The following is a 24,258-nucleotide window of genomic DNA, read 5'->3' on the forward strand; positions in this document are numbered from 1 at the left end:
CCTGACGTCCTCGTCCGTTCCTCCCGCGCCCGGCGGCGCCCTGGTCTTCCGCGGCCTCACCCTCGGCTATGCCCGCCACCCGGCGGTCCACCACCTCGACGGCACGATCCCGACCGGATCGCTCACCGCGGTGGTCGGGCCGAACGGCGCCGGCAAGTCGACCCTGCTGAAGGGCATCATGGGCGAGATCACGCCGCTGGAGGGCGAGGTCGCCCGGCCGGGCCTGTCGCGCCAGGGCATCGCCTACCTGCCGCAGGCCGCCGAGATCGACCGGGCCTTTCCGATCGGCGTGTTCGATCTCGTGGCGATGGGGCTGTGGCGCCGGGTCGGGCCCTGGCGCTCGCTCAAGGCCCACCGGCCCGGCGTCGAGGCGGCGCTCGCCGCCGTCGGGCTCACCGGGTTCGAGCGCCGGCCGATCGGCACCCTGTCGGGGGGGCAGCTGCGCCGCGCGCTGTTCGCCCGCGTCCTGCTCCAGGACGCCCGGGTGATCCTGCTCGACGAGCCCTTCGCGGCGATCGACGCGCGGACCACCGACGAGTTGCTCGCCCTGGTCCATGGCTGGCACGGGGAGGGCCGCACCGTGGTGGCGGTGCTGCACGACCTCGACCAGGTCGCCCGGCATTTCCCCTCGACCCTGCTGCTCGCCCGCGAGGCCGTGGCCTGGGGCGCGACGCGGGAGGTGCTGACCGCCGACAACCTGCGGCGCGCCCGCCGGCTGTGCGAGGCCTGGGACGACGAGGCGCCGGTCTGCCGTGCGCCCGGCACGAAACCTCACGAGCATGCGCCGCACGAGCACGACGACCACACGAACGACCACCACACTCACGGGCACGCCGCGTGATCGATCTCCTGACGGCGCCCTTCGTCGAATTCGCCTTCATGCGCCGCGCGCTCGCCGGTTGCGTCGCCCTGTCGGTCGGCGCCGCCCCGGTCGGCGTATTCCTGACCCTGCGCCGGATGAGCCTGATGAGCGAGGCGATGAGCCACGCCATCCTGCCCGGCGCCGCGGTCGGCTTCCTGTGGGCCGGTCTGTCGCTGCCGGCGATGACGCTCGGCGGCCTCGTCGCCGGCCTCGCGGTGGCACTCCTGTCGGGCCTCATCGCCCGCTCGACGGTTCTGCGCGAGGATGCGAGCCTGGCGGCGTTCTACCTGATCTCGCTCGCCGCAGGCGTGCTGCTGATCTCGGCCCGCGGCTCCTCGATCGACCTCCTGCACATCCTGTTCGGCACCGTGCTCGCCCTCGACGACGACGCCCTCCTGCTGCTCGGCGGCATCGCCACCGTGACGCTGACAGGTCTCGCCGTCGCCTACCGGCCGCTGGTGATGGAATGCGTCGATCCCCTGTTCCTGCGTTCGGTCGGCCGGGCGAGCGGGCCGGTCCATTACGCCTTCCTGGCGCTCGTCGTGCTCAACCTCGTCGGCGGCTTCGCGGCACTCGGCACGCTGCTCGCCGTCGGGCTGATGCTGCTGCCGGCGATCTCGGCGCGGTTCTGGGCCCTCGACCTCACCGGCCTGATGCCCGCGGCGGTGGTGCTGGCGCTGGTCGCGAGCGTCGCGGGGCTGCTCGTCTCCTATTATGCCAGCCTGCCGACCGGGCCGGCGATCGTGCTCTCGGCCGGCCTGCTCTACGTCGCCTCGATGCTGCTCGGGCCGCGCGGCGGCCTGGTCTGGCGGCTGATGCCGGCGCGCCACCTCGAGGCGTGAGGCGGCGGTCGCCGCGACCGGTCGCGCCCTGCACATGGTCTGCGGCTCTGCCGAACCGCACGGGGTGACGGAGGCGCGTCGGTCGTCTCCTGTCCCGGACGAGCGCGACGACGTGGAAGCAGGTCCGGGATCCGGCGCGAAAGGTCGTGACGCGTCCCTAAATCCGGAACGGTGCAATCACAGAGCCGCCTCCCGGCACATGTCGCCTGGATCCCGGGTCCCTCTCCACTCTCGCTGCAAGCAGCCAGGAAAGGGGACCGGCCGACGATCCATGATGCTCTACCGCGAACCTTGGGTTTCCCGTGGCGGCTCGCCCCGATGCGCCGCCCGCCGGCACGCGTCGGAGCAGTAGCGCACCTCGTCCCAGACCCGCTCCCACTTCTTGCGCCAGGCGAAGGGCCGGCCGCACTGGACGCAGGTCTTCTGCGGCAGGTCGCCCTTGCGGCGCATCTTCGGCATCGTCAGCGCCCGGTCTTGTCCGCATCGGCAAGGGAGATGCTGCTCCAGCGGATGATCTGCACGTAGCCGTCCCGGGCCGCCACCACCAGCTGGCGGCGATAGGCGTGCACCACGCTGCCGGGGGGGTGGCGGTGGGGTTCAGTCCAGCCTTGGGCCTCCTGGACGAAGATCCGGTTGTCGTTGATCCGCGCCAGGGTCTCGATCGTCCCGAAGGCCCGGACCCGGCGCAGCACCGCCTCGACCGGCTGGCGGAAATCGAGGGTGCGGTCGAGGTCGCTCACCCGCGGCCAGTAGGCGCCGTCGCCCTGCGGCTCGGCCTTGCGCCACAGGGACGGCAGGTCGTGGGCGATCGGCCCCCGGGCGAGGCGGATCGCCGCCATCTGGCAGCGCGCGAGCAGGCTCTCGTGCGTCTCGGCGCGCGAGAGCGGGAAGAGGTCCTGGGCCAGGATGTCGCCGGTGTCGAACCCGTCCTCGGCGAGCACGTGGGCGGTTACGCCCCAGCTCTCGTAGGCGTCGACGACGGCGCGGAACAGCGGATAGGGCCCTCGCCCGTCCGGCAGCGGCGAGGGATGGAAGTTGAGGGCATAGCGCACCCGGCCCGGCCAGCCGGTGATCAGCCAGGGATAGCCCGCCACCACCAGCGCCCAGTCCCGGCCGTGCTCGGCCGAGAGCGCCTCGATGTCGGCGACGCGGATGCGCGAGAGCTGGATCGGGATCTTGTGGCGCCGGGCGAGCGCCACGACCGCATCGTTCTGATCGTAGATCCCGTCGCAGGGGCGGGTGAACAGCTTGATGGGCTTCCAGCTCGCAGCGATCAGCGCCTCGAACACACCGCCGAGGAAGTCGATTCCCGCGAAGGCGAATTTCACGTCACGGCTCCATACCCGCCGGTCTCCGGCCCCTGCGTCGGTTCGGCCCGGCGCCGCCCCCAGCGCCGACCTCGCTGAACGCCCTAGGTAGAACTACCGGTAGCGGAAGGGGAGTCGCAATGGCGCGGACGTTAACCCACGGTCGGGCCGGCCTCCGCCCGTGCATGGCTCCGAGGGCTTGACGGCTCGTGCGGACCCTTCGCCCGGTCCTCGGCGACCAGCTCCATCCGCGGCTCGCCAGCCTCATCGACCTCGATCCCGGCGCCGACACGGTGCTGATGGTCGAGGTGATCGAGGAAGCGACCTATGTCCGCCACCACAAGCAGAAGCTGGTGCTGGTCTTCTCCGCCATGCGTCACTTCGCGGCCGAGTTGCGGAAACGCGGGATCGCGGTCGATTACGTCGCCCTCGACGATCCCGGCAATGCGGGGTCGTTCACCGGAGAACTTGACCGGGCGATCGCGCGCCACCGGCCCGACCGGATCGTCGTGACGGAAGCCGGCGAATGGCGCGTCGAGGCGATGATGCGGGAGTGGCAGGACCGGCTCGGCCCAGCCGTCGAGATCCGTGACGACACCCGTTTCCTGTGCCCGCGCCCGGTCTTCGCCCGCTGGGCGGAGGGGCGCGAGGCCTTGCGGATGGAGACCTTCTACCGCGCCATGCGCCGGCGCACCGGCTTCCTGATGGAGGGGCGCGAGCCGGTCGGCGGGCGCTGGAACTTCGACCACGACAACCGCCGCCGCCTGCCGGCCGGCCACACCGTGCCCGAGCGCCGCCGCTTCCCGCCCGATGCGGTCACGCGGGCGGTGATGGACCTCGTCGCGGGCCGCTTCCCCGACCATTTCGGCGATCTCGACGGCTTCGCCTGGCCGGTGACCCGGGCCGAGGCGCTCGAGGCGCTGCGGCACTTCCTCGACGAGTGCCTGCCGGAATTCGGCGACTATCAGGACGCGATGCGCGCCGGCACCCCGTTTCTCTATCACGGGCTGATCGCGCCCGCCCTCAATCTCGGCCTGCTCGATGCCGAGGAGGTGTGCCGGGCGGCCGAGGAACGCTGGCGCGACGGGTCGGCGCCGCTGAACGCCGTCGAAGGGTTCATCCGCCAGATCCTCGGCTGGCGCGAATACGTGCGCGGGCTCTACTGGGCGCGGATGCCGGATTACCCCGCGACCAACGCGTTGAACGCCACCCGCGACCTGCCGTGGTTCTACTGGTCGGGCGAGACCCGGATGGCCTGCCTCGCCGAGTGCATCCGCGACACGAGGACGTACGCCCACGCCCACCACATCCAGCGCCTGATGGTGCTGGGCAATTTCGCCCTGCTCGCCGGCCTGGCGCCGTCCCAGGTCGAGGAGTGGTTCCTGGTCGTCTACGCCGACGCCTACGAGTGGGTGGAGCTGCCAAACGTCCACGGCATGGCGTTGTGGGCCGATGGCGGGCTTCTGGGCTCGAAACCCTACGCGGCGTCCGGCGCCTATATCGACCGGATGTCGGATTATTGCGGCGGGTGCGCCTACGCCGTGAAGAAGAAGGCCGGGCCGGAGGCCTGCCCGTTCAACTACCTGTACTGGAACTTCCTGATCACCCACGAGGAGCGCCTAAGCCGCAACCCGCGCCTCGCGATGCCCTACCGCACGCTCGCCAGGATGACGCCGGCGCGGCGCGACGAGATCGCGGCCGATTCCGCCCGCTTCCTCGACTCGCTGAGCGCGTCAGAGGGGGAGCCAGGCGGTGAGCGTGCCGTAGAGGCCCGGTCGCCGGATCTGTTCCTCGTAGGCCCAGCCGGCTGAGACGCGCAGACCGACCTTCGCCAGGCTCTCGACGGGCAGCACGACCTCGGTGGCGTGCAGGCCGAGGCTCCATTTCCGGTAGCCGGTCCGGTCGGCGTAGAGCGCCGCTTCCGGCCCGACATACCCTTGCCCGAGAAAGCCCGCCGGCAAGCGGACGCCCCAGGCCACCCGCCCCCAGGCGCTCCAGCGGGCGGTCCCGGCGATCAGCGTCGCGGTCAGGAGCGTCGCCTCGCTCGGGCGGGCCCACAGCTCGCCCTGCACCCTGGCCCCGAACCGCGGTGTCGGCAGGCTGCGGGTCGCCGGGCTGTCCAGCACCTCGAAGGCGAGTTCCGGCCCGGCGAACAGGGCTGCCACGCCCCAGTCTCGCACCCATTGCCACCCGGCCACCGCACCGGCCTGCACCGTGTGACGGAGGATCCGGGGCGGCGGCCTTCCCCCCTCCCCGGGGGACATACCCCACCAGTCGCGCTCCGTCCGCAGACCGTAGCCGAGCGTGGCGAGGGCCGCGAGGCCGTCGCGGGCAACGCCGTCCGGCGCGACCTTCGCGCCGGCGCTGAGGAAGGTGGAGCGGCCGGCATCCAAGCTGCCGAACAGCACGGTCCGCACCTCCTCCCGCTCGTCGGCGCGCAAGCCTTCCGGGCAGGCGAGGCCGGCCGCGGCGCAGAGCAGGGCATGACGAACCGACGGAAGAGGCACGACGCTCGGACCCGGCATTGCGACAATGGAAATATCTTTTCCATGAAACGCTGCGTCAAGAACTAGCCGGCTCCGCCGCACAGGCACCCGAGACAGGGAAAGATCCGGTTCAGGATCGCTTTCGGACCGCGCGGGCGATGTCGTCCGCCGCTCCGCACGGTCTCGACGGGTCTCGACCGACCGCGATTGTCAGCACTCGCACCGCAAGGCTGCTATTACGAGAAAAATCAACGACTTCGCCGCGGTTGCCGCTTGAGATTAAGGATCGATTAACCGCATCATCGGACGCTTGGCTTATCGGACGCTTGGCCGGCAAAGCGCGCGACACCGAGAAGGATCGTCACCAACCGAGCGGAGGTTCCATGGTCTCGAAGGAGTTCCGGCAGCAGATCGAGGGTTACGGCCTGACGACGGCCCATATCCTCTACCGCATCCCCGACCATCCCGGCGTGCTGCAGACCTACGTCTGGCAGGATTACGACCTCGCCCCGCGTTTTCCGGTGCTCACCGGCTTCCTGGATTTCTGGAAGCGCGAGCTCGACGGGCCGCTCCACTCGGTCCGGGTGGCGCATTGCCAGCTGATCAAGCCGGCCGAGTTCCGCGCCGTGAACGGGGTGCTGACGCTGCATTGAGCGGGGGGCGCGGCGATTTTTTTCGTCGCTGCCCTACGATTGCCCGCTTGGCCGTGTGTGAGGCGCTCACGGCTGCGCTCCTGGAGCGCGGCGCTCACGTCGGTGAACCATGCCCAGGCGCATCCTCTCCGCGACCGGTCCGCTGCGACGGCGCTTCGGCCCCGTCCTCGCCGGCTTCCCCGCCGACCGGGGTGCGGCCACCCATGCCCGTGGGTTGGCCCGGGCGGCAGGTTGGGCTAGAGGGGGCCGGGCGACCCCGCCGGCGGCCGGCGCCGTGCCCCGCGAGGGCGCCGCGCCCTCGCCCCAGGGTACCTCCCCGGCACCGGACGGCCAGAGCCCCGTGACCCAATTCGCCCGCACCTCCGAGGTCCTGACCATCCTCGCCGCCCAGGAGACCGAGCGGCTGACCGTCGGCGACATCGTGGCGGTGCTGCGCGACCGCGCCTTCGCCCTCCTCGTCGTGCTGCTCGGCCTGCCCAACTGCCTGCCGATGCCGCCGCCGATTCCGCTGATCTGCGGCCTGCTCCTCGCCCTGGTCGCCGCCCAGATCGCCTTCGGCATGTCGGCGCCCTGGCTGCCGCGGGCTCTGCTCGGCCGCTCGATCGCCCGGTCCGACCTGCAGCGGGCGGTGTCCCGCGCGGTACCGCTGCTGCGCCGCCTGGAGCGCTGGTCGCGGCCGCGGCTGCGGGTGTTCGAGAACGACATCGGGATGCGCACGATGGGGCTTCTGCTCCTGGCGCTCTCCCTGGTGCTGATCGTCGCCGCTCCGCTCGTCGGCCAGATCCCGCTGGGCCTCGCGGTCACCCTGGTCGGCCTCGGCCTCGTCGAGCGCGACGGCATCGTGGTGGCGGCGGGGCTGGGCGTCGGGGTTCTCGGGGTGCTGCTGAATCTTGGCTTCGTCTATGCGGTGTTCACCGCCGTGATGGGGCTGCTGAACCTGGGTGCGGCGGCGGCGGCGGGGGCGTAAGCATCGCGCTTCGGCGACTTTCCGGATCCGTTCGGCAAGAGTCGAATTCGTTCGGCAAGAGTCGAACCCTCCGGATCATTCCGGTCGCCGTTGCGCGGGCCCGGAACATCGTCTCACCAGCCCGCTCGGCGTCTGACCGACGCCGCAATCCGCATTGCGAAGCAATCGGTCGGATGTCGTATGACGGGGCGGGTATCGGCCCGGTCATGATCGGCACGACAGGCTGTTTCGCTCGGGAGACGATTCCCCGGCGTCGCCGTCGGTCGGATGACCGGTGCCTCAGGGCCGTCTCAGGACAGTTCCGCCAATGCCGCCGGCGTATCCACGTCGACCAGGATCCCCGGATCCTCCACCGGCAATTCCAGGACGTCGCCACGCCGGGCCAGCAGCGGGCCGGCGCCCCGGTCGCCGGTGAGGCCGGCGAGACCGTCGGCGAGCAGGCGGCGGTTGAGCAGGACCGGGTTGCCGCGCCGGCCGTCCCGCACCGGCACGACCGCGGAGGGAGCGACCGCGGCCCCGCGGAACGCCTCGGCGAGCCGCACCAGCAGCCCGGACCCGACCCGCGGCATGTCACCGAGCAGCACCAGCGACGCTGCGACATCGTCCGGCAGAGCGCCGAGCCCGGCGCGGAGCGAGGTCGACAGGCCCGCAGCGTAATCGGGATTCTCGACGAGGATCAGGTCCAGGCCGCCGAGCGCCGCCCGCACCTCCCCGCCCGCATGGCCGAGCACCGCGACCACCGGCCCGAGACCTGCCGCAAGGGCAGCCTCGGCCGCATGGCGTACCAGGGGCTTGCCGTCGAGAGGGCTCAGGAGCTTCGGGCTCGCGCCGAAGCGGGTGCCGCGACCGGCCGCCAGCAGGACCGTGCCGACCGCCTCAGGCATCGTCGGCGCTCTCACCGCCGCCCCGCGGCTGGGGCCGCGATACGATCTCCATCAGGAGCCCGCCAACCCCGAACCCGACGATGTCGTCGCGGGTGACGGGAAGACCGGCGAGCAGCCGCTGCAACACCCAGTCGAAGCCGTTCTCCTTCGGCGATCGGGCGCAGCCGGGCGCGCCGATCACCGGCGTGGGATTGGACGATTCCTGGCCCAGACGGCCGAGCAGCAGCAGGTTGCCGGGATCGACCGGCATGCCGAGATGGTCGACGCGGCCGCCCGCCGCCTCGATTCCGGCCGGGATCACGTCGCGCCGGTCGGCGATGGCCGAGGCGCCGAACACCACGGCGAGTTCCGCACCGTCGCGCTCGACCGCGTCGCGCAGGGCGCGCGCCACGGCGCCGGCCTCGTGCGGCACCCGCACCTCGCCGACGAGGCCAGCGCCGGCGGGGGCCAGCCGCGCCTCGAGGGTGCGAAGCGTCTTGTCGACGACGCTCGCCTTCAGGCCGGGCAGCAGGGTCGAGATCGCCACGACCCGGGTCAGCCGATAGGGCGCGATCCGGATTGCCGGCGCGGCGGCCGCGAGCGCCCGATCGAGCACCGCGCCCGGCACCGCGTAGGGGATGATCTTGACGGTACCGACCATCTCGCCGGGCACCACCGGCTTGAACGGCACCAGGGTCGCGAGGGTCACGGCCTCGTCGATGCGGTTGACCGCGCCGATCACCTCTTCGTCGAGGACGAGCAGGCCGGCTCGCGACGCGTGGAGGTTGGCCCGGCCGGTGAAGGGCGGCTCGACCGCGACGCCCGGACCGGCGACCGCCGCCGCGAGCCGCTCGGCCGCCGCGTCCTCCCCGACATCGCCCGGTTCGAGCGCCACCGCCACCACCGCGGCGATTCCGGCCTCGGCCAGACGCGCGGCCTCGTCGGCGCCGATCACCCGGCCCTTCTTCACCACGGCCTCGCCGGCGCGCACCGAATGGGCAGCGATCAGGCCGGCGGCCTCCGCGATGGGAACCGGGCCGAACTTCATGCGGGAGCCCGGCGGCGATCCTGCCGTAGGGCCGCGATCACCTGGGCCAGCACCGAGACGGCGATCTCGGCCGGGCTGACCGCGCCGATATCGAGGCCGATCGGGGCGGCGATCCGGGCGATCTGCTCATGCGTCAGACCGGCGGCCGTGAGGCGCTCGACGCGCTTGCCATGGGTCTTCCGCGAGCCGAGCGCCCCGACATAGAAGCACTCGGCCCTGAGCGCCGCGATCAGCGCCGGATCGTCGATCTTCGGGTCGTGGGTCAGGGCTGCGAGCGCGGTGTAGCGGTCGAGCGGCGGCAGCTGCGCCAGGGCGTCGTCGGGCCACAGCGCCAGCAGCGGCACGCCGGGAAACCGCTCCGGCGTCGCGAAGGCGGTGCGCGGGTCGATGATCGCGACGTCGAGCTCGGTCGCCTGCGCCATCGGGGCCAGCGCCTGGCTGATATGGACGGCGCCGATCACCACGAGCCGCGGCGGCGGCACCTGGACCGTCAGGAACAGCGACCGGCCCTCGGCCTCGACGATCCCACTCTTCCCGGAGCGGAACCGGGCCGCCAGCTCCGTCGCCAGCGGATCGTGCCCGGCCTCCGCCTCGCGCACCAGGCGCTGGCTGCCGTCGGCGGTGTCGGTGACCAGGATGACGGCGCGGCGGGCGGCGCGCTCCCGGTTCATGTCCCGCAGGATGTCGAGCTTCACGCGACCGGCTCGACCAGCACGCGGATGCGCCCGCCGCAGGACAGGCCGACCCGCCAGGCGGTCTCGTCGGCGACGCCGAATTCGAGCACCCGGGGCTTGCCGTCCTCGATCACGTCTGCGGCCTCGGCGATGACTGCGCCCTCGACGCAGCCGCCCGAGACCGAGCCGAGGAAGTTGCCCTCCTGGTCGATGATCAGATGCGAGCCGACCGGGCGCGGAGCCGAGCCCCAGGTCTCGATCACGGTGGCGAGGGCCACGCCGCGGCCGGCTTCGCGCCAGGCCTCGGCGGTGGCGAGGATGTCGGTGTCTGTCGACAGCATCGGACGAGTTCTCCGGGGCCTTCAGCCCCGCCGCAGAAGTTAGGACTTAGCCCGCCGCGCGCAACCACGCCTTCGGCTCGCGGCCGCGCGGCTGGTGCGCGCCGAGCGCGCGGCAGAGATCGGCCATCGCCGACAGGCTGTGGATCGGCCGGAAATCGTCGACATGGGGCAGCATCGCCCGGATGCCGCTGGCGCGGGCGGAAAACCCCTCGAAGCGCAAGAGCGGGTTGAGCCAGACCAGCCGCCGGCACGAGCGCCGCAGGCGATCCATCTCGTGCGTCAGTTCCGGCGTCACCTCGCGTTCCAGGCCGTCGGTGAACAGCAGCACCACGGCGCCGCCGCCAAGCACCCGGCGCGACCAGTGCCGGTTGAACAGGTGCAGGGCCTCGGCGATGCGGGTGCCGCCTTCCCAGTCCTGCGCCCGGGCACTGGCGCGGGCCAGCGCCTCGTCGGGGTCGCGGCGGGTCAGCTCCCGGGTGATGTTGGTGAGCCGCGTCGCGAAGACAAAGCTGTGCACCTTCCGCTGCTCGCTCATGGCGTGCAGGAAATGCAGGAACAGCCGGGAATACTCCGCCATCGAGCCGGAGATGTCGCAGAGCGCCACGATCGGCGGCGGCCGCTCCCGTGGCGCCCGGAAGGCGAGGTCGATGGCGCCGCCGGCCCGCACCGTGCGCTGGAAGCTGCGACGGGGATCGATGCGCCCGCGCGGCCGCGCCTCGAACCGGCGGGTCCGGGTGGCGTCGTCCGGGAGCCGCAGGCCCGCGATGAGCCGGCGGGCCTGCGCCACCTCCTCGGTGCTCATCTGGGCGAAGTCCTTGGCCTTCAGTACCTCGGCCTGCGACACCGACAGGGTGACGGTGGTCAGGTCCTCCTCGGTCACCTTGGGCTTGGGCCGCTCGGACTTCGGCGACAGGGCCTCCTGCACGCGCAGGGCCCCGGCATTCGGGGGTTTCGGCGGCGCCTTGTCGGGCGCGACCGGCGACATCTGGGCGATCATCTTCTCGATGAGGTCGCGCCGGCGCCAGAATAGCCGGAAGGCTTCGGCGAACAGGGTCGAGTGCTCGCGCCGACGCACCAGCACCGCGTGCAGGGTCCAGTAGAAATCCTCGCGGCTGCCGATGCCTGCGGCCTCGACCGCCTCGACGGCGTCGATCACGTCGCCGGGCCCCACCGGCACGCCGGCGGCGCGCAGGGCCCGGGCGAAATACGCGATGTTGTCCGGGAGCCGGCCGGAGCCCGCGGGCGCGTCGCTCATCCGGCGGAGGACCGCACCTCGTCGAGGAGCGCCTTGGCGCGTCCGCCCTGCATCGCCTGGATGTCGTCCTGGTATTTCAGCAGCACGCCGAGCGTGTCGATGACGAGCGTCGGATCGAGCGCGACGGCGTCGAGCTCGACGAGGGCGGTGGCCCAGTCCAGCGTCTCGGCGACGCCCGGCGCCTTGAACAGGTCTTCCTTGCGGATCGCCTGCACGAAGGCGACGACCTGGCGTGACAGGGCCTCCGGCGCGTGCGGCAGGCGCGTGCGCAGGATCTGCAACTCGCGCTCCGCATCCGGGTAATCGACCCAGTGGTAGAGGCAGCGGCGCTTGAGCGCGTCGTGAATCTCGCGGGTGCGGTTCGAGGTCAGGATGACGAGAGGGGGCTCCGGCGCGCGGATGGTGCCGAGTTCGGGGATCGTGACCTGGAAGTCCGACAGCACTTCGAGCAGGAAGGCCTCGAAGGCCTCGTCGGTGCGGTCGAGTTCGTCGATCAGCAGCACCGGCGCCCCGCCCGCTCCCGGCTCCAGCGCCTGGAGCAGCGGCCGGCGGATCAGGTAGCGCTCGGAAAACAGCTCCGATTCCAGTCGCTCGCGGTCGACGGCACCCCCGGCCTCGGCGAGCCGGATCGCCATCATCTGGCCGGCATAGTTCCACTCGTAGACAGCGGCCGCGACGTCGAGCCCCTCGTAGCATTGCAGCCGGATCAGCGGCCGGCCGAGGGATTTCGCCAGCACCTTGGCGATCTCGGTCTTGCCGACCCCGGCCTCGCCTTCGAGGAAGAGCGGCCGTTGCAGCTTGAGCGACAGGAACACCACGGTGGAAAGCGCCCGGTCGGCGACGTAGCCGGCGGAGGCGAGCAGCGCCTGGGTGGCGTCGATGGAGGTGGGGAGAGTCATTCGGCGGAGGGGGCTTCTCGCGGGAGGCGGGCGTCCGCCGGGGTCTTTGCGGTGACGATGGATATTGGAGCGGAACCGCGCCGATCCAGTCCCTCCCCCTTTGCGGGGGGCCTGCGTCAGCAGGGGTCGGGAGAGGGGAACCCGGTGTCCGGAGAGGGTGCGACCATTCTGAAGGGCGCCCCCCTGGATCGGCGTCGCGCTGCCCCTCTCCCGTTCCACTCCGTGGGGCACCCTCCCCCGCAGAGGGGGGAGGGTTCCGAGTGGCGTCGCGTCTGACCGATTACCGATCCGCCGCCTTCTGCACCGCGCGCCGCGCCATCACGCCGATCAGGTGGGCCCGGTAATCGGCATCGGCATGGATGTCGCTGTTGAGGCCGGACGCCGAGGGCGACATGCCTTCGAGGGACTTGGCGGCGAAGCGCTTGCCCAGGGCTTCCTCGGCCTCGGTCCAGCGGAATACCCCGTTCGAGCCGGCGCCGGTCACGGTCACGCGGATGTCGCTCGGGCGCTTGGCGACGAACACGCCGACGAGCGCGTAGCGCGAGGCCGGGTTGCGGAACTTCTCGTAGGCCGCCTTGTGGGGAATCGGGAACGAGACGCCGGTGACGATCTCGCCCTCTTCCAGCGCCGTCTCGAACAGGCCGGTGAAGTACTCCTCCGCCGCGAGCTTGCGCTTGTTGGTGCTGATCGTGGCACCGAGCGCGAGGCACGCCGCCGGGTAATCCGCGGCCGGATCGTTGTTGGCGACCGAGCCGCCGATCGTGCCGCGATGGCGCACCGCCGGGTCGCCGATGAGCGCGGCGAGTTCGGCGAGAGCGGGAATCGCCTCCTTCACGTCGTTCGAGTCGGCCACCGCGCCGTGGGTGGTCATGGCGCCGATGGTGATCGAGCGTGGGCTGCGCTCGATGCCGACGAGGTCCGGCACCTTGCCGAGGTCGATCAGCGTGCCGGGGGCGGCGAGGCGCTGCTTCATCGTCGGGATCAGGGTGTGGCCGCCGGCGACGAGCTTGGCGTCCTCGCCGGCGAGCAGGCTCACGGCCTCCTTGAGGCTGGTCGGCTGATGATAGGCGAAAGCGTACATGATGCTCTCCAGACTGGTCTTATTCCGCGGCTTCCGGGCGCAGGTGGGGGCTCGCCTGCGCGGCCCGCCACACTGCCAGGGGTGTCGCCGGCATCGCGATGTTCTCGTGGCCCAGCGCGTCGGTCAGCGCGTTCATCACCGCGGCCGGGGCCGCGATGGCGCCGGCCTCGCCGCAGCCCTTGATGCCGAGCGGATTCGACGGGCACGGCGTCACCGTCATGCCGACCTCGAACGAAGGCAGATCCGCGGCGCGCGGCATGCGGTAATCCATGAAGCTCGCGGTCACGAGCTGGCCGTCCGAATCGTAGAGCGCGCCCTCGAACAGGGCCTGTCCGACGCCCTGGGCGATGCCGCCATGGACCTGGCCCTCGACGATCATCGGGTTGATGACGTTGCCGAAATCGTCGACCGCCGTGAACTTCTCGATGGTGACGACGCCGGTATCGGGATCGACCTCCAATTCGCAGATGTGCATCCCGGCCGGGAAGGTGAAGTTGGTGGGATCGTAGAACGCCCCCTCCTTCAGCCCGGGCTCGAGCTGCGCGCCGCTGAACTTGTGGGCGACGTAGGCCTGCAACGCCACTTCCCCGAAAGCGAGGGACTTGTCGGTGCCGGCGACCGAGAAGCGGCCGTCCTTGAACTCGATGTCGTCCTCGCCGGCCTCCAGCGCGTAGGCGGCGACCTTGCGGCCCTTGGCCACCACCTTGTCGATCGCCTTGGCGATGGCCGACATGCCGACCGCGCCGGAGCGCGAGCCGTAGGTGCCCATGCCGAACTGCACCTTGTCGGTGTCGCCGTGCACGATGGTGACGCTCTCGATCGGCACGCCGAGCCGGTCGGAGACGAGCTGGGCGAAGGTGGTCTCGTGGCCCTGGCCGTGGCTGTGCGAGCCGGTCAGCACCTCGATCGAGCCGGTCGGGTTGACCCGCACCTCGGCCGATTCCCACAGGCCCACCCCGGCGCCGAGCGAGCCCACCGCCTGCGACGGGGCGATGCCGCAGGCCTCGATATAGGACGAGAAGCCGATGCCCCGCAGCTTGCCGTTGCGGGCGCTCTCGCGCCGGCGCCGGGCGAAACCCTTATGGTCGGCGATCTCCAGCGCCTTGTCGAGGGAAGCCGAATAGTCGCCGCCATCGTACATCATGATGACGGGCGTCTGGTGCGGGAAGCTCTTGATATAGTTCTTGCGCCGGAACTTCGCCGGGTCCTGGTTCAGCTCGCGTGCCGCGACCTCGACCAGCCGCTCGATGACGAAGGTCGCCTCCGGCCGCCCGGCGCCGCGATAGGCGTCGACCGGCGCGGTGTTGGTGTAGACCCCGTCGACCTCACAGTAGATCGCCGGGATGTTGTACTGGCCCGACAGCAGCGGCGCGTAGAGATAGGTCGGCACCGACGAGGAGAAGGTCGAGAGGTAGGCGCCGAGATTGGCGACGGTATGGACCTTGAGGGCCAGAATCTTGCCGCCCTCGTCCATCGCGAGTTCGGCATGAGTGACGTGGTCGCGGCCGTGGGCGTCGCACAGGAACGCCTCGGTGCGGTCGCTGGTCCATTTCACCGGCCGGCCGACCTTCTTCGCCGCCCAGACGCAGACCGTCTCCTCGGCGTAGATGAAGATCTTCGAGCCGAAGCCGCCGCCGACATCCGGCGCCACCACCCGCAGCTTGTTCTCCGGCGCGATGCCGATGAAGGCCGAGAGCACGAGCCGCGCGACGTGCGGGTTCTGGCTCGTGGTATAGAGGGTGAAGGCCTCCTCGGCCTCGTCGTACTCGCCCACCGCCGCGCGGGGCTCGATCGGGTTCGGCACCAGCCGGTTGTTGACGATGTCGAGCTTGGTGACGTGCGCCGCCCGGGCGAAGGCCGCCTCGACGTCGGACTGGTTGCCGAGATGCCAGTTGAAGACGGTGTTGTCGGGCGCGACGTCGTGGACGACCGTGCCGGCGCCCGCGGCCTTGGCGGTCTCGACCACGGCGGGCAGCACGTCGTAATCGACCACGATCGCCTCGGCGGCGTCCTTGGCCTGGGCCAGGGTCTCGGCGATCACCACCGCGACGTGGTCGCCGACATAGCGCACCTTGCCCTGGGCGAGGGCCGGATGCGCCCCGGCCTTCATCGGCGTGCCGTCCTTGGAATGGATCATCCAGCCGCAGATCAGCCCGCCGACCTTGTCGGCCGCCAGATCCTCGCCGGTCAGGATGCCGACCACGCCCGGCATCGCCGCAGCGGCCGAGGTATCGATGCCGCGGATCGTGGCATGGGCGTGCGGGGAGCGCAGGAAAGAGGCGTAGGCCTGGCCCGGACGGTTGTAATCGTCGACGTAGCGGCCCTTGCCGGTGATGAAGCGCTGGTCTTCCTTGCGGCGCACCGAGGCGCCGATACCTGTGGCGGTCATGGGCGTGAATCTCCCGGATCTGGCCTCGTGGGCCGGCGCAGAAGGATGGCCGGCCTCGTTCTTGAGTGGCGTCTCGTTGGTGGTCCGGATGGCGCGGACGTTTTCAAGGGTGGCGCAGGTCGTGAAGCCTCCCCCCCCTCTGTGGGGGAGGGTGGCGAGCGGAGCGAGCCGGGAGGGGGGACGCCGCTTCCGAAAAGGTCGCGACCGATGTGGAAGGGCGCCACCTGGAGCAGCATCGCGCTGCCCCTCTCCCGCCCGGCTCCGCCGGGCACCCTCCCCGCAGAGGGGGCGAGGGTTGCCGGCGGCGGCGCTGCTACTCCGCCGCGACCTTCTGCGGCTCGGCCGCCATGTTCTCGGCGCCCGACGCGATCGCCTTGACGATGTTATGGTAGCCGGTGCAGCGGCAGATGTTGCCCTCCAGCTCGTGCCGGATGGTCTGCTCGTCGAGGGCATTGCCCTTGCGGCGCACCAGATCCACGGCGGTCATGATCATGCCGGGGGTGCAATAGCCGCACTGGAGGCCGTGGTGCTCGCGGAAGGCCGCCTGCATCGGGTGCAGCTCGCCGCCGGAGGCCAGGCCCTCGATGGTGGTGACGGACCGGCCGTCGCACTGCACGGCGAGCACGGTGCAGGCCTTGATCGCCTCGCCGTCGAGATGGACCACGCAGGCGCCGCACTGGCTGGTATCGCAGCCGACATGGGTGCCGGTGAGACGAAGATTCTCGCGCAGGTACTGCACCAGCAGCGTGCGCGGATCGATGTCGGCGGTCACGGCCTTGCCGTTCACCGTCAGGCTGACAGCGCTCATGGGTGACGTCCTCCTCCTGGCCGAGACCCGCGGGTCCTGTGTGTCGGACCCTGTCGCTCGTGGTGGCCGGGCCGGCCTGCCTCTCTGGAATTTCTCGAATTCGAGTGTCAACCGGCCGGAAGCGCCGGTCAAGGCACGGCGCTCCGACTTTTTGGCGCGGAAACCGGCCGTTTTCGCCCGGTTTCGGTCCTCTTCGCCGTTCGCCTCGCAACAAGTTGATCGCGGGCGATCAAAATCGGCTCAGGCCGCCGAAGTCTCGCCCGCGGTGCCGCCCTGGACCTCCTTGGCGAACGTGTCGAAGAAGTTGTCAGCGTATTTCTTCGCGACGCCGTTGATCAGGCGCCCGCCGAGCTGGGCGATCTTGCCGCCGACGCTGGCCTCGACGTCGTAGGTCATCTTGGTCTGGCCGCCCTCGGCCGGCTCCAGCCGCACAACGGCCCCGCCCTTGGCGAAGCCCGCGACGCCGCCCTGACCCTCGCCGGTGATGCGGTAGCCGTTCGGCGGGTCGATGTCGGTGAGCGTCACCTTGCCCTTGAAGGTCGCCTTGACGGGGCCGACGGCGATCTTGGCCGAGGCTTGGAGCTCGTTGTCCCCGACCTTCTCGAGGGTCTCGCAGCCCGGGATGCAGCGCTTGAGCACCTCCGGGTCGTTGAGCTTTTCCCAAACGGTCTGCTGGTCGGCCGGCAGCAGCACCTCGCCGGTCATCGTCATCGCCATGGCGGCGCCCCTCCCTTGTTATGGTGAAACAGGCTTCGCCCCGAGGGTAGCGGAGCCGTAGCGTCAGGGCCAGCGGGGCTTTCGCACACCCGCCCGGCTTATCCGGATTGTCGAGTGGTGCGGTGCTTGCTAAGCCTCGCGCCAAGGGACGGCCGTGACACCCGGATGACGGGGCGCGGCCAGGGAGGCCCGGGCGAGACGCCCGCGATTGGAGAACGTGACCGCATGGAGGTCTTCGCGCAGCAGCTCATCAACGGGCTGACGCTGGGGTCGATCTACGGCCTCATCGCCATCGGCTACACGATGGTGTTCGGTATCATCGGCATGATCAACTTCGCCCATGGCGACGTGTTCATGCTCTCGGCCTTCATCGCGCTGATCATGTTCCTGATCGTCACGACCTGGCTCGGCATCTCGTCGATCGCGCTGGCCCTCTTGATCGTCCTGATCTGCGCGATGGTGCTCACCGCCCTGTGGGGCTGGGCGATCGAACGGATCGCCTATCGGCCCCTGCGCGGCTCGTTCCGCCTGGCGCCGCTGATCTCGGCGATCGGCGTCTCGATCTTCCTGTCGAACTTCGTCCAGGTGGTGCAGGGCGCCCGCAACAAGCCCACGCCGCCGATGATGCGGGAGGTGATCACGCTCTGGACCGGGGATAACGGTTACGCCGTGGCGCTCTCCTACAAGCAGATCATCATCATGCTGACCACGGTCGTGCTGCTCGCCGGGTTCTGGTACCTGGTGCAGAAGACGTCGCTCGGCCGGGCCCAGCGCGCCTGCGAGCAGGACCGCAAGATGGCAGCCCTCCTCGGCATCGACGTCGACCGCACCATCTCGCTGACCTTCGTGCTCGGGGCGGCGCTGGCTGCGGTCGCAGGCACCATGTACCTGCTCTATTACGGCGTCGTGTCCTTCGCCGACGGCTTCACGCCCGGCGTCAAGGCCTTCACGGCGGCGGTGCTCGGCGGGATCGGCAGCCTGCCCGGCGCGGTGCTCGGCGGCCTGCTCATCGGCCTCGTCGAAACCTTCTGGTCGGCGTATTTCTCCATCGAGTACAAGGACGTGGCGGCGTTCTCGATCCTCGCGATCGTGCTCATCTTCATGCCGTCCGGCATCCTCGGCCGGCCCGAGGTCGAGAAGGTCTGATGGCGAACCCGGCCAACACCCTGGCGGCGCCCAGCGCCGCCGACCGCGCCGCCACCGACATGACGGCGATCGTCAAGGACGCGGCGCTGTTCGCGCTCGTCACCTTCGGTCTCTGCTTCCCGATCGTCGCCTTCCGTACCGATCTGAGCCAGACCTCCGCCCTCGACCTCGTGCCGCGCTGGGGCCTCGTCGCGATCCTGTGCGGCATCGTCTTCGTGGCACGGCTGGCGCAACGGCTGATCCTCGCCAACCGCGACGCCCGGCGGGCCCTGACTCCCTCGCCGACCCAGGCGACGGAGGCGGTCCACGCCGAGCCGAACGCCTCGCAGAAACTCTCCACCTACGCCCTGCCGGCCTTCCTCGGCGTGACGCTCGCCTTCCCGCTGCTGGCAGTGCTCGGCACCGGGGGCCTCGGCGAGTCCCGCTACTGGATCGACCTCGGCATCCTGATCCTCACCTACGTGATGCTGGGCTGGGGCCTCAACATCGTGGTCGGCCTCGCGGGCCTCCTCGATCTCGGCTACGTCGCGTTCTACGCGGTCGGCGCCTATTCCTATGCCCTGCTCTCGACGGTGTTCGGCCTGTCGTTCTGGGTCTGCCTGCCGCTCGCCGGCCTGTTCGCGGGCCTGTGGGGCATGGTGCTGGGCTTCCCCGTCCTGCGGCTGCGCGGCGACTACCTCGCCATCGTGACGCTGGCCTTCGGCGAGATCATCCGCCTCGTCCTCATCAACTGGACCGACTTCTCGGGCGGTGCCGCCGGCATCTCGTCGATCCCCCGCGCCACCTTCTTCGGGGTGCCGTTCACGGCGGACGAGGACGGGTTCGCGGCCAAGTTCGGGCTCGATTTCAGCCCGATGCACCGGGTGATCTTCCTCTACTACCTCATCCTGGCGCTCGCGCTCATCACCAACGGCGTCACCCTTCGCCTGCGGCGCCTGCCGATCGGCCGGGCCTGGGAGGCCCTGCGCGAGGACGAGATCGCCTGCCGCTCGCTCGGCATCAACACCACCAACACCAAGCTCACGGCCTTCGCCCTCGGCGCCATGTTCGGCGGCTTTGCCGGCTCGTTCTTTGCGGTGCGCCAGGGCTTCGTCAGCCCCGAGAGCTTCAACTTCCTCGAGAGCGCGATCATCCTGGCGATCGTGGTCCTCGGCGGGATGGGCTCGCAGATCGGTGTGGCGGTGGCGGCCGTCGCGATGGTCGGCGGGCCGGAGATGCTGCGCAACCTCGGCTTCCTCAAGGCGGTGTTCGGCGAAGGGTTCGACCCGAACGAGTACCGCCTGCTGCTGTTCGGCCTCGCCATGGTGGTCATGATGATCTGGCGCCCCCGCGGCCTGATCTCGGAACGCGCACCCTCGATCGTGCTGAAGGAGCGCAAGCGCATCTCGGGCTCCCTCGTGAAGGAGGGCCACGGCTGATGTCGTCCTCGATGTCCCCCTCCTCCCTCGCCTCCCCCCGCATGGCCGATCCTGTCCTGACGGTCGATCACGTCACCATGCGCTTCGGCGGCCTCGTCGCCGTCAACGACCTGTCGTTCCGGGTCGGCCGCGGCGACATCACGGCGCTGATCGGCCCGAACGGCGCCGGCAAGACCACGGTCTTCAACTGCATCACCGGCTTCTACAAGCCGACGGAAGGCATGATGACCCTGCGCCACCGCGACGGCGCGGAGTTCCTGCTGGAGCAGTTGCCGGGCTACGCGGTGAACCGGAACGCGCGGGTCGCCCGCACCTTCCAGAACATCCGCCTGTTCACCGGCATGACCGTGCTGGAGAACCTGCTGGTGGCCCAGCACAACCCGCTGATGCTGGCCTCCGGCTTCACCATCGCGGGCCTGCTCGGCTTGCCCGCCTATCGCCGGGCCGAGAAGGCGGCTTTGGAGCGGGCCAAGGAGTGGCTGGAGCGCATCAAGCTGATGGACCGCGCCGACGATCCGGCGGGCGCCCTGCCCTATGGCGACCAGCGCCGGCTGGAGATCGCCCGCGCCATGTGCACCGATCCGGTCCTGCTCTGCCTCGACGAGCCGGCCGCCGGCCTCAACCCGCGGGAATCGCTGCTCCTCAACGATCTCCTGCGGGCGATCCGCGACGACCACGACACCTCGGTGCTGCTCATCGAGCACGACATGTCGGTGGTGATGGAGATCTCCGACCACGTCGTGGTGCTCGATTACGGCACCAAGATCGCCGACGGCACGCCGTCGGAGATCCAGAGCGACCAGAGCGTCATCGCCGCCTATCTCGGCGTCGAGGACGACGAGGTGGAGCAGGTCGAGGCGGAGGTGGGCGTATGACCTTCACAACTTGGGCCGCCTTCGCGGCCTCCTCGGCGATCCTGCTGGTCATCCCCGGCCCGACGATCCTGCTCGTCGTCTCCTACGCCATCGGCAGCGGCCTGCGGGCTGCCCTGCCGGCGGCGATCGGCGTCGCGCTCGGCGACCTCACCGCCATGACGCTGTCGCTCCTCGGCCTCGGCGCGCTGCTCGCGGCCTCGGCGACCCTGTTCACGGTGCTGAAATGGTGCGGCGCCGCCTACCTGGTCTGGCTCGGCATCAAGCTGTGGCGGGCCGGCAGCCGGTTCCAGGCCGCGCCGCGCTCCGGCGCGCCGGCCCTGCGGATGGTCGCCCATTCCTGGCTCGTCACCACGCTCAACCCGAAGAGCCTGACCTTCTTCGTGGCGTTCCTGCCGCAATTCCTCGATCCGCGAGGGGATCTCTTGACCCAGATGGTGGTGTTCGAGGCGACCTTCGTCGCCCTCGCCTTCCTAAACGCCCTCGGCTACGCGCTCGCCGCCTCGCGGGCCCGCGGCTTCTTCGCCAGCCCCTCCCGGGTGCGGCTGATGAACCGCGTCGGCGGCAGCCTGCTCATCGGCGCCGGCTTCACCGCCGCCCGGAGCACCCCGTGAGCGTCGCCGGCATCAACGTCCTCGTGGACGAGACCCGCGCCCGGGCCGCCGGCACCCGGGCGCCGCTCCTCACGGTGCGGGGGGTGAAGACCTATTACGGCAACATCATCGCGCTCAAGGGCGTCGATCTCGACGTCAACGAGGGCGAGATCGTCACGCTGATCGGTGCCAACGGGGCCGGCAAGTCGACCCTGATGATGACGATCTTCGGGAGCCCCCGGGCGCGCGAGGGCACCATCACCTATGCGGGCCGGGACATCACCCGGATGCCGACCCACGAGATCGCCCGGCTCAACCTGGCGCAATCGCCGGAGGGGCGGCGGATCTTCCCGCGCATGACCGTCTACGAGAACCTGCAGATGGGGGCTGCCGTCAATGGCGGCGCCCATTTCGAGCAGGACCTGGAGCGGGTCTGCGTGATGTTCCCGCGCCTCAAGGAGCGGCTCTACCAGCGCGGCGGCACGATGTCGGGCGGCGAGCAGCAGATGCTGGCGATCGCCCGCGCCCTGATGAGCCGTCCGCGGCTGCTGCTGCTCGACGAGCCGTCGCTGGGCCTGGCGCCGCTCATCGTCAAGCAGATCTTCTCTGCCATCAAGGAGCTGAACGAGCGCGACGGCATGACGGTGTTCCTCGTCGAGCAGAACGCCTACCATGCCCTGAAGCTCGCGCATCGCGGTTACGTCATGGTGACGGGCACGATCACGATGTCGGGCACCGGCAAGCAGCTCCTCGACGACCCGTCGGTGAAGGCCGCCTATCTCGAAGGGGGACGGCACTGATGCAGGGGTTCCTCCACGAGGAGAGCACGATCTGGCTCTTCCTGCTCGTCACGGTGGTGATGGGCGGCTGGATGGCCTGGATGATTGGGCGCGGCATCGCGATCGGCTGGAAGCCGTACTGGCAGGCGGTGGTCTCGCTGCTCTTGCTCGGCTTCGCCGTGCGCTTCATCCACTACGCCCTGTTCGGGGGCACGCTCCTGTCGCCGTACTACTACGTCGTCGACACGATCGTGCTGCTGATCATCGGCTCGGCCGGCTACCGCGCCACCCGCGCCCGGCAGATGACGACGCAGTACCGCTGGCTCTACGAGCGCAGCGGTCCGCTCTCCTGGCGGGCGAAGGCCGGCGCCTGACACCTTACGCCCGCGCGGTCGGCGCGGGGCGTGCGAATCGACCTCGGGGCCGGAACGGCTCCGGGTCCACGAATCCGGGGCCCCCACGCCCCGGTCTCACGGCCGAAAGGGCCCGCGAGCCCGACGTTACCGTCGATCCAGAGGAGTACTTGAGATGAAGCGCACGCTACTGGCCGGCTTCGCCCTCGCGGCCACCTTCGCCTGGGCCGGATCGGCGCAGGCCCAGATCAAGCTCGGCGTGGCCGGCCCGATCACCGGCGCCAACGCCGCCTTCGGCGCCCAGCTCAAGAACGGCGCCGAGCAGGCCGTGGCCGACATCAACAAGGCCGGCGGCATCAACGGCCAGAAGATCGTCCTGGTCATCGGCGACGACGCCTCCGACCCGAAGCAGGGCGTGTCGGTCGCCAACAAGTTCGCCGCCGAGGGCGTGAAGGCCGTGGTCGGCCACTTCAACTCCGGCGTCTCGATCCCGGCCTCCGACGTCTACGCCGAGTCCGGCATCGTCGAGATCACCCCGGCCTCGACCAACCCGAAATACACCGACCGCAAGCTGTGGAACACGTTCCGCACCTGCGGCCGCGACGACCAGCAGGGCGCGGTCGCCGGCGCCTGGCTCGCCGAGAAGTTCAAGGGCAAGAACGTCGCCTTCGTGCACGACAAGACTCCGTACGGCCGCGGGCTCGCCGACGAGACCCTGAAGGCGCTGAAGGCCAAGGGCGGCAAGGACGTGCTGTTCGAGGGCATCAACCCGGGCGAGAAGGATTATTCGGCCCTCGTCTCGAAGCTGAAGCAGGCCAAGGCCGACGTGGTCTATTATGGCGGCCTGCACACCGAGGCCGGCCTGATCGTGCGCCAGATGCGCGACCAGGGCCTCAACGCCCCGCTGATGAGCGGCGACGGCATCACCGACAAGGAATTCGCCCAGATCGCCGGCCCGGGCGCCGACGGGACGCTGATGACCTTCTCGCCGGATGCCCGCAAGAACCCCAACGCCAAGGACGTGGTCGCGGCCTTCAAGGCCAAGAACATCGACCCCGAGGCCTACACCCTCTACTCCTACGCCGCCGTCCAGATCCTGAAGGACGCCATGGAGGCCACCAAGTCGACCGACGGCAAGAAGGTCGCGGCCTACATGCACGAGGGCAAGCCGTTCAAGACCGTGATCGGCGACATCTCGTACGACAAGAAGGGTGACATCACCCGTCCCGACTACGTGATGTACATGTGGAAGAAGGGCAATGACGGCCGGATCGACTACACCGGCAACGAGCTGACCCAATAACACGCGGACCGGCCGAATCGGCCCGGCGCCTCGCGCGCCGGGCCTTTTTCCGTTGACGAAGCCGTGCGTGCGTCACCCGCGCGGCTTGCGCGTCCCTTCGCCTCACCTTACATGCACAGCGAGCGTTAGAAGGCCATCAGCGCGCCCGGCATCTCGGCCGAGCACCCGTACGGCCGGCCGCGTCGCGATCAATCGATGAAAATGACTCCCGGTGGCGTCGACCGCGACGGCGACCCGGGTGGAGAGTGTGAATGGCGAAAGAAGAGTTGATGCAGTTCGACGGTCTCGTGCTCGAGATCCTGCCGGACGCACGGTACCGCGTGCAGCTCGACCAGGGCCACGAGATCGTGGCTTACACGGCCGGCAAGATGAAGAAGAACCGCATCAAGACTCTGGCCGGAGACCGGGTCACCGTCGAGATGTCGCCCTACGACCTGGAGAAGGGCCGTCTGGTGTTCCGCCACAAGGACGAGCGCTCCTCGGGCCCGCGCCCGCCGTTCCGCGGCGGCAGCCAGTTCCGCCGGCGCTGATCCTTCCTCTATCAAGACCGATGTCTGCGCGGGGCTGGGGTGAGAACCCTGGCCTTTTGCGCATCTGATGAG

The 24,258-nt window shown here is 70.1% G+C and carries 26 protein-coding genes; 13 read left to right on the forward strand and 13 right to left on the reverse strand.

Going from position 1 to position 24,258, the window contains the following annotated elements; genetic code table 11:
• Position 1 precedes the first annotated feature (1 nt).
• Both aztA and G4G93_RS16190 read left to right on the forward strand, forming a co-directional pair.
• Positions 2 to 841, forward strand: coding sequence for a zinc ABC transporter ATP-binding protein AztA (gene aztA, locus G4G93_RS16185; protein ID WP_165085718.1), 840 nt, complete (start codon positions 2 to 4; stop codon positions 839 to 841).
• Positions 838 to 1,704, forward strand: a complete 867-nt coding sequence (locus G4G93_RS16190) for a metal ABC transporter permease (protein WP_165085522.1) — start codon at positions 838 to 840, stop codon at positions 1,702 to 1,704. Before aztA ends, G4G93_RS16190 begins: the two co-directional genes overlap by 4 nt.
• A 279-nt stretch (positions 1,705 to 1,983) precedes the next feature.
• Here G4G93_RS16190 and G4G93_RS16195 read toward each other — a convergent pair whose 3' ends face one another.
• Positions 1,984 to 2,163 (reverse strand): DUF2256 domain-containing protein, encoded by a 180-nt coding sequence (locus G4G93_RS16195; protein ID WP_206289813.1) that lies wholly within the window; start codon positions 2,161 to 2,163, stop codon positions 1,984 to 1,986.
• 2 nt (positions 2,164 to 2,165) lie between these two features.
• Positions 2,166 to 3,032, reverse strand: a complete 867-nt coding sequence (locus tag G4G93_RS16200; protein WP_165085524.1) for a methionyl-tRNA formyltransferase — start codon at positions 3,030 to 3,032, stop codon at positions 2,166 to 2,168.
• Positions 3,033 to 3,220: 188 nt separating this feature from the next.
• Between G4G93_RS16200 and G4G93_RS16205 the strand changes: the two genes are divergently transcribed.
• Positions 3,221 to 4,822 carry a cryptochrome/photolyase family protein gene (locus tag G4G93_RS16205; RefSeq protein WP_165085525.1) on the forward strand — a complete coding sequence of 534 codons (1,602 nt, stop codon included), beginning with the start codon at positions 3,221 to 3,223 and terminating at the stop codon, positions 4,820 to 4,822.
• Here G4G93_RS16205 and bcsS read toward each other — a convergent pair.
• Positions 4,745 to 5,518: a cellulose biosynthesis protein BcsS gene (gene bcsS / locus G4G93_RS16210; RefSeq protein ID WP_312892035.1), complete on the reverse strand. Its 774-nt coding sequence runs from the start codon at positions 5,516 to 5,518 to the stop codon at positions 4,745 to 4,747. The genes G4G93_RS16205 and bcsS overlap by 78 nt on opposite strands.
• Before the next feature lie 362 nt (positions 5,519 to 5,880).
• On the opposite strand from bcsS, the gene G4G93_RS16215 reads away from it, so the two are divergent.
• Both G4G93_RS16215 and G4G93_RS16220 read left to right on the forward strand, forming a co-directional pair.
• Positions 5,881 to 6,150 (forward strand): usg protein, encoded by a 270-nt coding sequence (locus tag G4G93_RS16215; protein WP_165085529.1) that lies wholly within the window; start codon positions 5,881 to 5,883, stop codon positions 6,148 to 6,150.
• Between the two features lie 340 nt (positions 6,151 to 6,490).
• Positions 6,491 to 7,117: an exopolysaccharide biosynthesis protein gene (locus tag G4G93_RS16220; RefSeq protein WP_312892036.1), complete on the forward strand. Its 627-nt coding sequence runs from the start codon at positions 6,491 to 6,493 to the stop codon at positions 7,115 to 7,117.
• Positions 7,118 to 7,407: 290 nt separating this feature from the next.
• On the opposite strand, the gene G4G93_RS16225 is transcribed toward G4G93_RS16220, so the two are convergent.
• The 10 genes from G4G93_RS16225 to G4G93_RS16270 all read right to left on the reverse strand — a co-directional run bounded on the left by G4G93_RS16225 (position 7,408) and on the right by G4G93_RS16270 (position 17,192).
• Positions 7,408 to 8,001 carry an NTP transferase domain-containing protein gene (locus tag G4G93_RS16225; RefSeq protein WP_165085530.1) on the reverse strand — a complete coding sequence of 198 codons (594 nt, stop codon included), beginning with the start codon at positions 7,999 to 8,001 and terminating at the stop codon, positions 7,408 to 7,410.
• Entirely contained in the window at positions 7,994 to 9,028 is a 1,035-nt protein-coding gene (locus G4G93_RS16230; RefSeq protein WP_165085532.1) for a molybdopterin-binding protein, read from the reverse strand. Before G4G93_RS16230 ends, G4G93_RS16225 begins: the two co-directional genes overlap by 8 nt.
• Positions 9,025 to 9,723 (reverse strand): XdhC family protein, encoded by a 699-nt coding sequence (locus G4G93_RS16235; protein WP_165085533.1) that lies wholly within the window; start codon positions 9,721 to 9,723, stop codon positions 9,025 to 9,027. Before G4G93_RS16235 ends, G4G93_RS16230 begins: the two co-directional genes overlap by 4 nt.
• Positions 9,720 to 10,043, reverse strand: a complete 324-nt coding sequence (locus G4G93_RS16240; RefSeq protein ID WP_048452524.1) for an XdhC family protein — start codon at positions 10,041 to 10,043, stop codon at positions 9,720 to 9,722. The genes G4G93_RS16235 and G4G93_RS16240 overlap by 4 nt, the downstream gene beginning before the upstream one ends.
• A gap of 46 nt (positions 10,044 to 10,089) precedes the next feature.
• Positions 10,090 to 11,298: a vWA domain-containing protein gene (locus G4G93_RS16245; protein WP_165085535.1), complete on the reverse strand. Its 1,209-nt coding sequence runs from the start codon at positions 11,296 to 11,298 to the stop codon at positions 10,090 to 10,092.
• On the reverse strand, positions 11,295 to 12,197 hold the full coding sequence (locus tag G4G93_RS16250) for an AAA family ATPase (RefSeq protein ID WP_165085536.1): 903 nt from the start codon (positions 12,195 to 12,197) through the stop codon (positions 11,295 to 11,297). The genes G4G93_RS16245 and G4G93_RS16250 overlap by 4 nt, the downstream gene beginning before the upstream one ends.
• Before the next feature lie 280 nt (positions 12,198 to 12,477).
• A complete protein-coding gene (locus G4G93_RS16255) occupies positions 12,478 to 13,278 on the reverse strand; it encodes an FAD binding domain-containing protein (protein WP_165085538.1) in 801 nt (266 codons plus the stop codon).
• A 19-nt stretch (positions 13,279 to 13,297) separates the two neighbouring features.
• Positions 13,298 to 15,667, reverse strand: coding sequence for a xanthine dehydrogenase family protein molybdopterin-binding subunit (locus G4G93_RS16260; RefSeq protein ID WP_165085540.1), 2,370 nt, complete (start codon positions 15,665 to 15,667; stop codon positions 13,298 to 13,300).
• Positions 15,668 to 15,980: 313 nt separating this feature from the next.
• Entirely contained in the window at positions 15,981 to 16,475 is a 495-nt protein-coding gene (locus G4G93_RS16265; protein ID WP_165085541.1) for a (2Fe-2S)-binding protein, read from the reverse strand.
• Between the two features lie 240 nt (positions 16,476 to 16,715).
• On the reverse strand, positions 16,716 to 17,192 hold the full coding sequence (locus G4G93_RS16270) for a CoxG family protein (protein ID WP_165085543.1): 477 nt from the start codon (positions 17,190 to 17,192) through the stop codon (positions 16,716 to 16,718).
• Between the two features lie 225 nt (positions 17,193 to 17,417).
• Between G4G93_RS16270 and G4G93_RS16275 the strand changes: the two genes are divergently transcribed.
• From G4G93_RS16275 to infA, 8 genes are all read left to right on the forward strand, one after another.
• Positions 17,418 to 18,338 (forward strand): branched-chain amino acid ABC transporter permease, encoded by a 921-nt coding sequence (locus tag G4G93_RS16275; protein ID WP_165085544.1) that lies wholly within the window; start codon positions 17,418 to 17,420, stop codon positions 18,336 to 18,338.
• Positions 18,338 to 19,756 carry a high-affinity branched-chain amino acid ABC transporter permease LivM gene (gene livM, locus G4G93_RS16280; RefSeq protein ID WP_165085546.1) on the forward strand — a complete coding sequence of 473 codons (1,419 nt, stop codon included), beginning with the start codon at positions 18,338 to 18,340 and terminating at the stop codon, positions 19,754 to 19,756. Before G4G93_RS16275 ends, livM begins: the two co-directional genes overlap by 1 nt.
• Complete coding sequence (locus G4G93_RS16285) at positions 19,756 to 20,631, forward strand: ABC transporter ATP-binding protein (RefSeq protein WP_281409703.1); 876 nt, start codon at positions 19,756 to 19,758, stop codon at positions 20,629 to 20,631. The genes livM and G4G93_RS16285 overlap by 1 nt, the downstream gene beginning before the upstream one ends.
• Positions 20,628 to 21,242 (forward strand): LysE family translocator, encoded by a 615-nt coding sequence (locus tag G4G93_RS16290; RefSeq protein WP_165085548.1) that lies wholly within the window; start codon positions 20,628 to 20,630, stop codon positions 21,240 to 21,242. Before G4G93_RS16285 ends, G4G93_RS16290 begins: the two co-directional genes overlap by 4 nt.
• Positions 21,239 to 22,021: an ABC transporter ATP-binding protein gene (locus G4G93_RS16295; protein WP_312892039.1), complete on the forward strand. Its 783-nt coding sequence runs from the start codon at positions 21,239 to 21,241 to the stop codon at positions 22,019 to 22,021. The genes G4G93_RS16290 and G4G93_RS16295 overlap by 4 nt, the downstream gene beginning before the upstream one ends.
• Complete coding sequence (locus G4G93_RS16300) at positions 22,021 to 22,374, forward strand: DUF6867 family protein (protein WP_165085549.1); 354 nt, start codon at positions 22,021 to 22,023, stop codon at positions 22,372 to 22,374. Before G4G93_RS16295 ends, G4G93_RS16300 begins: the two co-directional genes overlap by 1 nt.
• A 154-nt stretch (positions 22,375 to 22,528) precedes the next feature.
• Positions 22,529 to 23,656, forward strand: coding sequence for a branched-chain amino acid ABC transporter substrate-binding protein (locus G4G93_RS16305; RefSeq protein WP_165085551.1), 1,128 nt, complete (start codon positions 22,529 to 22,531; stop codon positions 23,654 to 23,656).
• Positions 23,657 to 23,907: 251 nt separating this feature from the next.
• Entirely contained in the window at positions 23,908 to 24,186 is a 279-nt protein-coding gene (gene infA / locus G4G93_RS16310) for a translation initiation factor IF-1 (protein WP_048429304.1), read from the forward strand.
• Positions 24,187 to 24,258: the final 72 nt, after the last annotated feature.

Origin of the sequence: Methylobacterium sp. DB0501 (assembly GCF_011043735.1) — a bacterium.
Lineage (GTDB): Bacteria > Pseudomonadota > Alphaproteobacteria > Rhizobiales > Beijerinckiaceae > Methylobacterium > Methylobacterium alsaeris.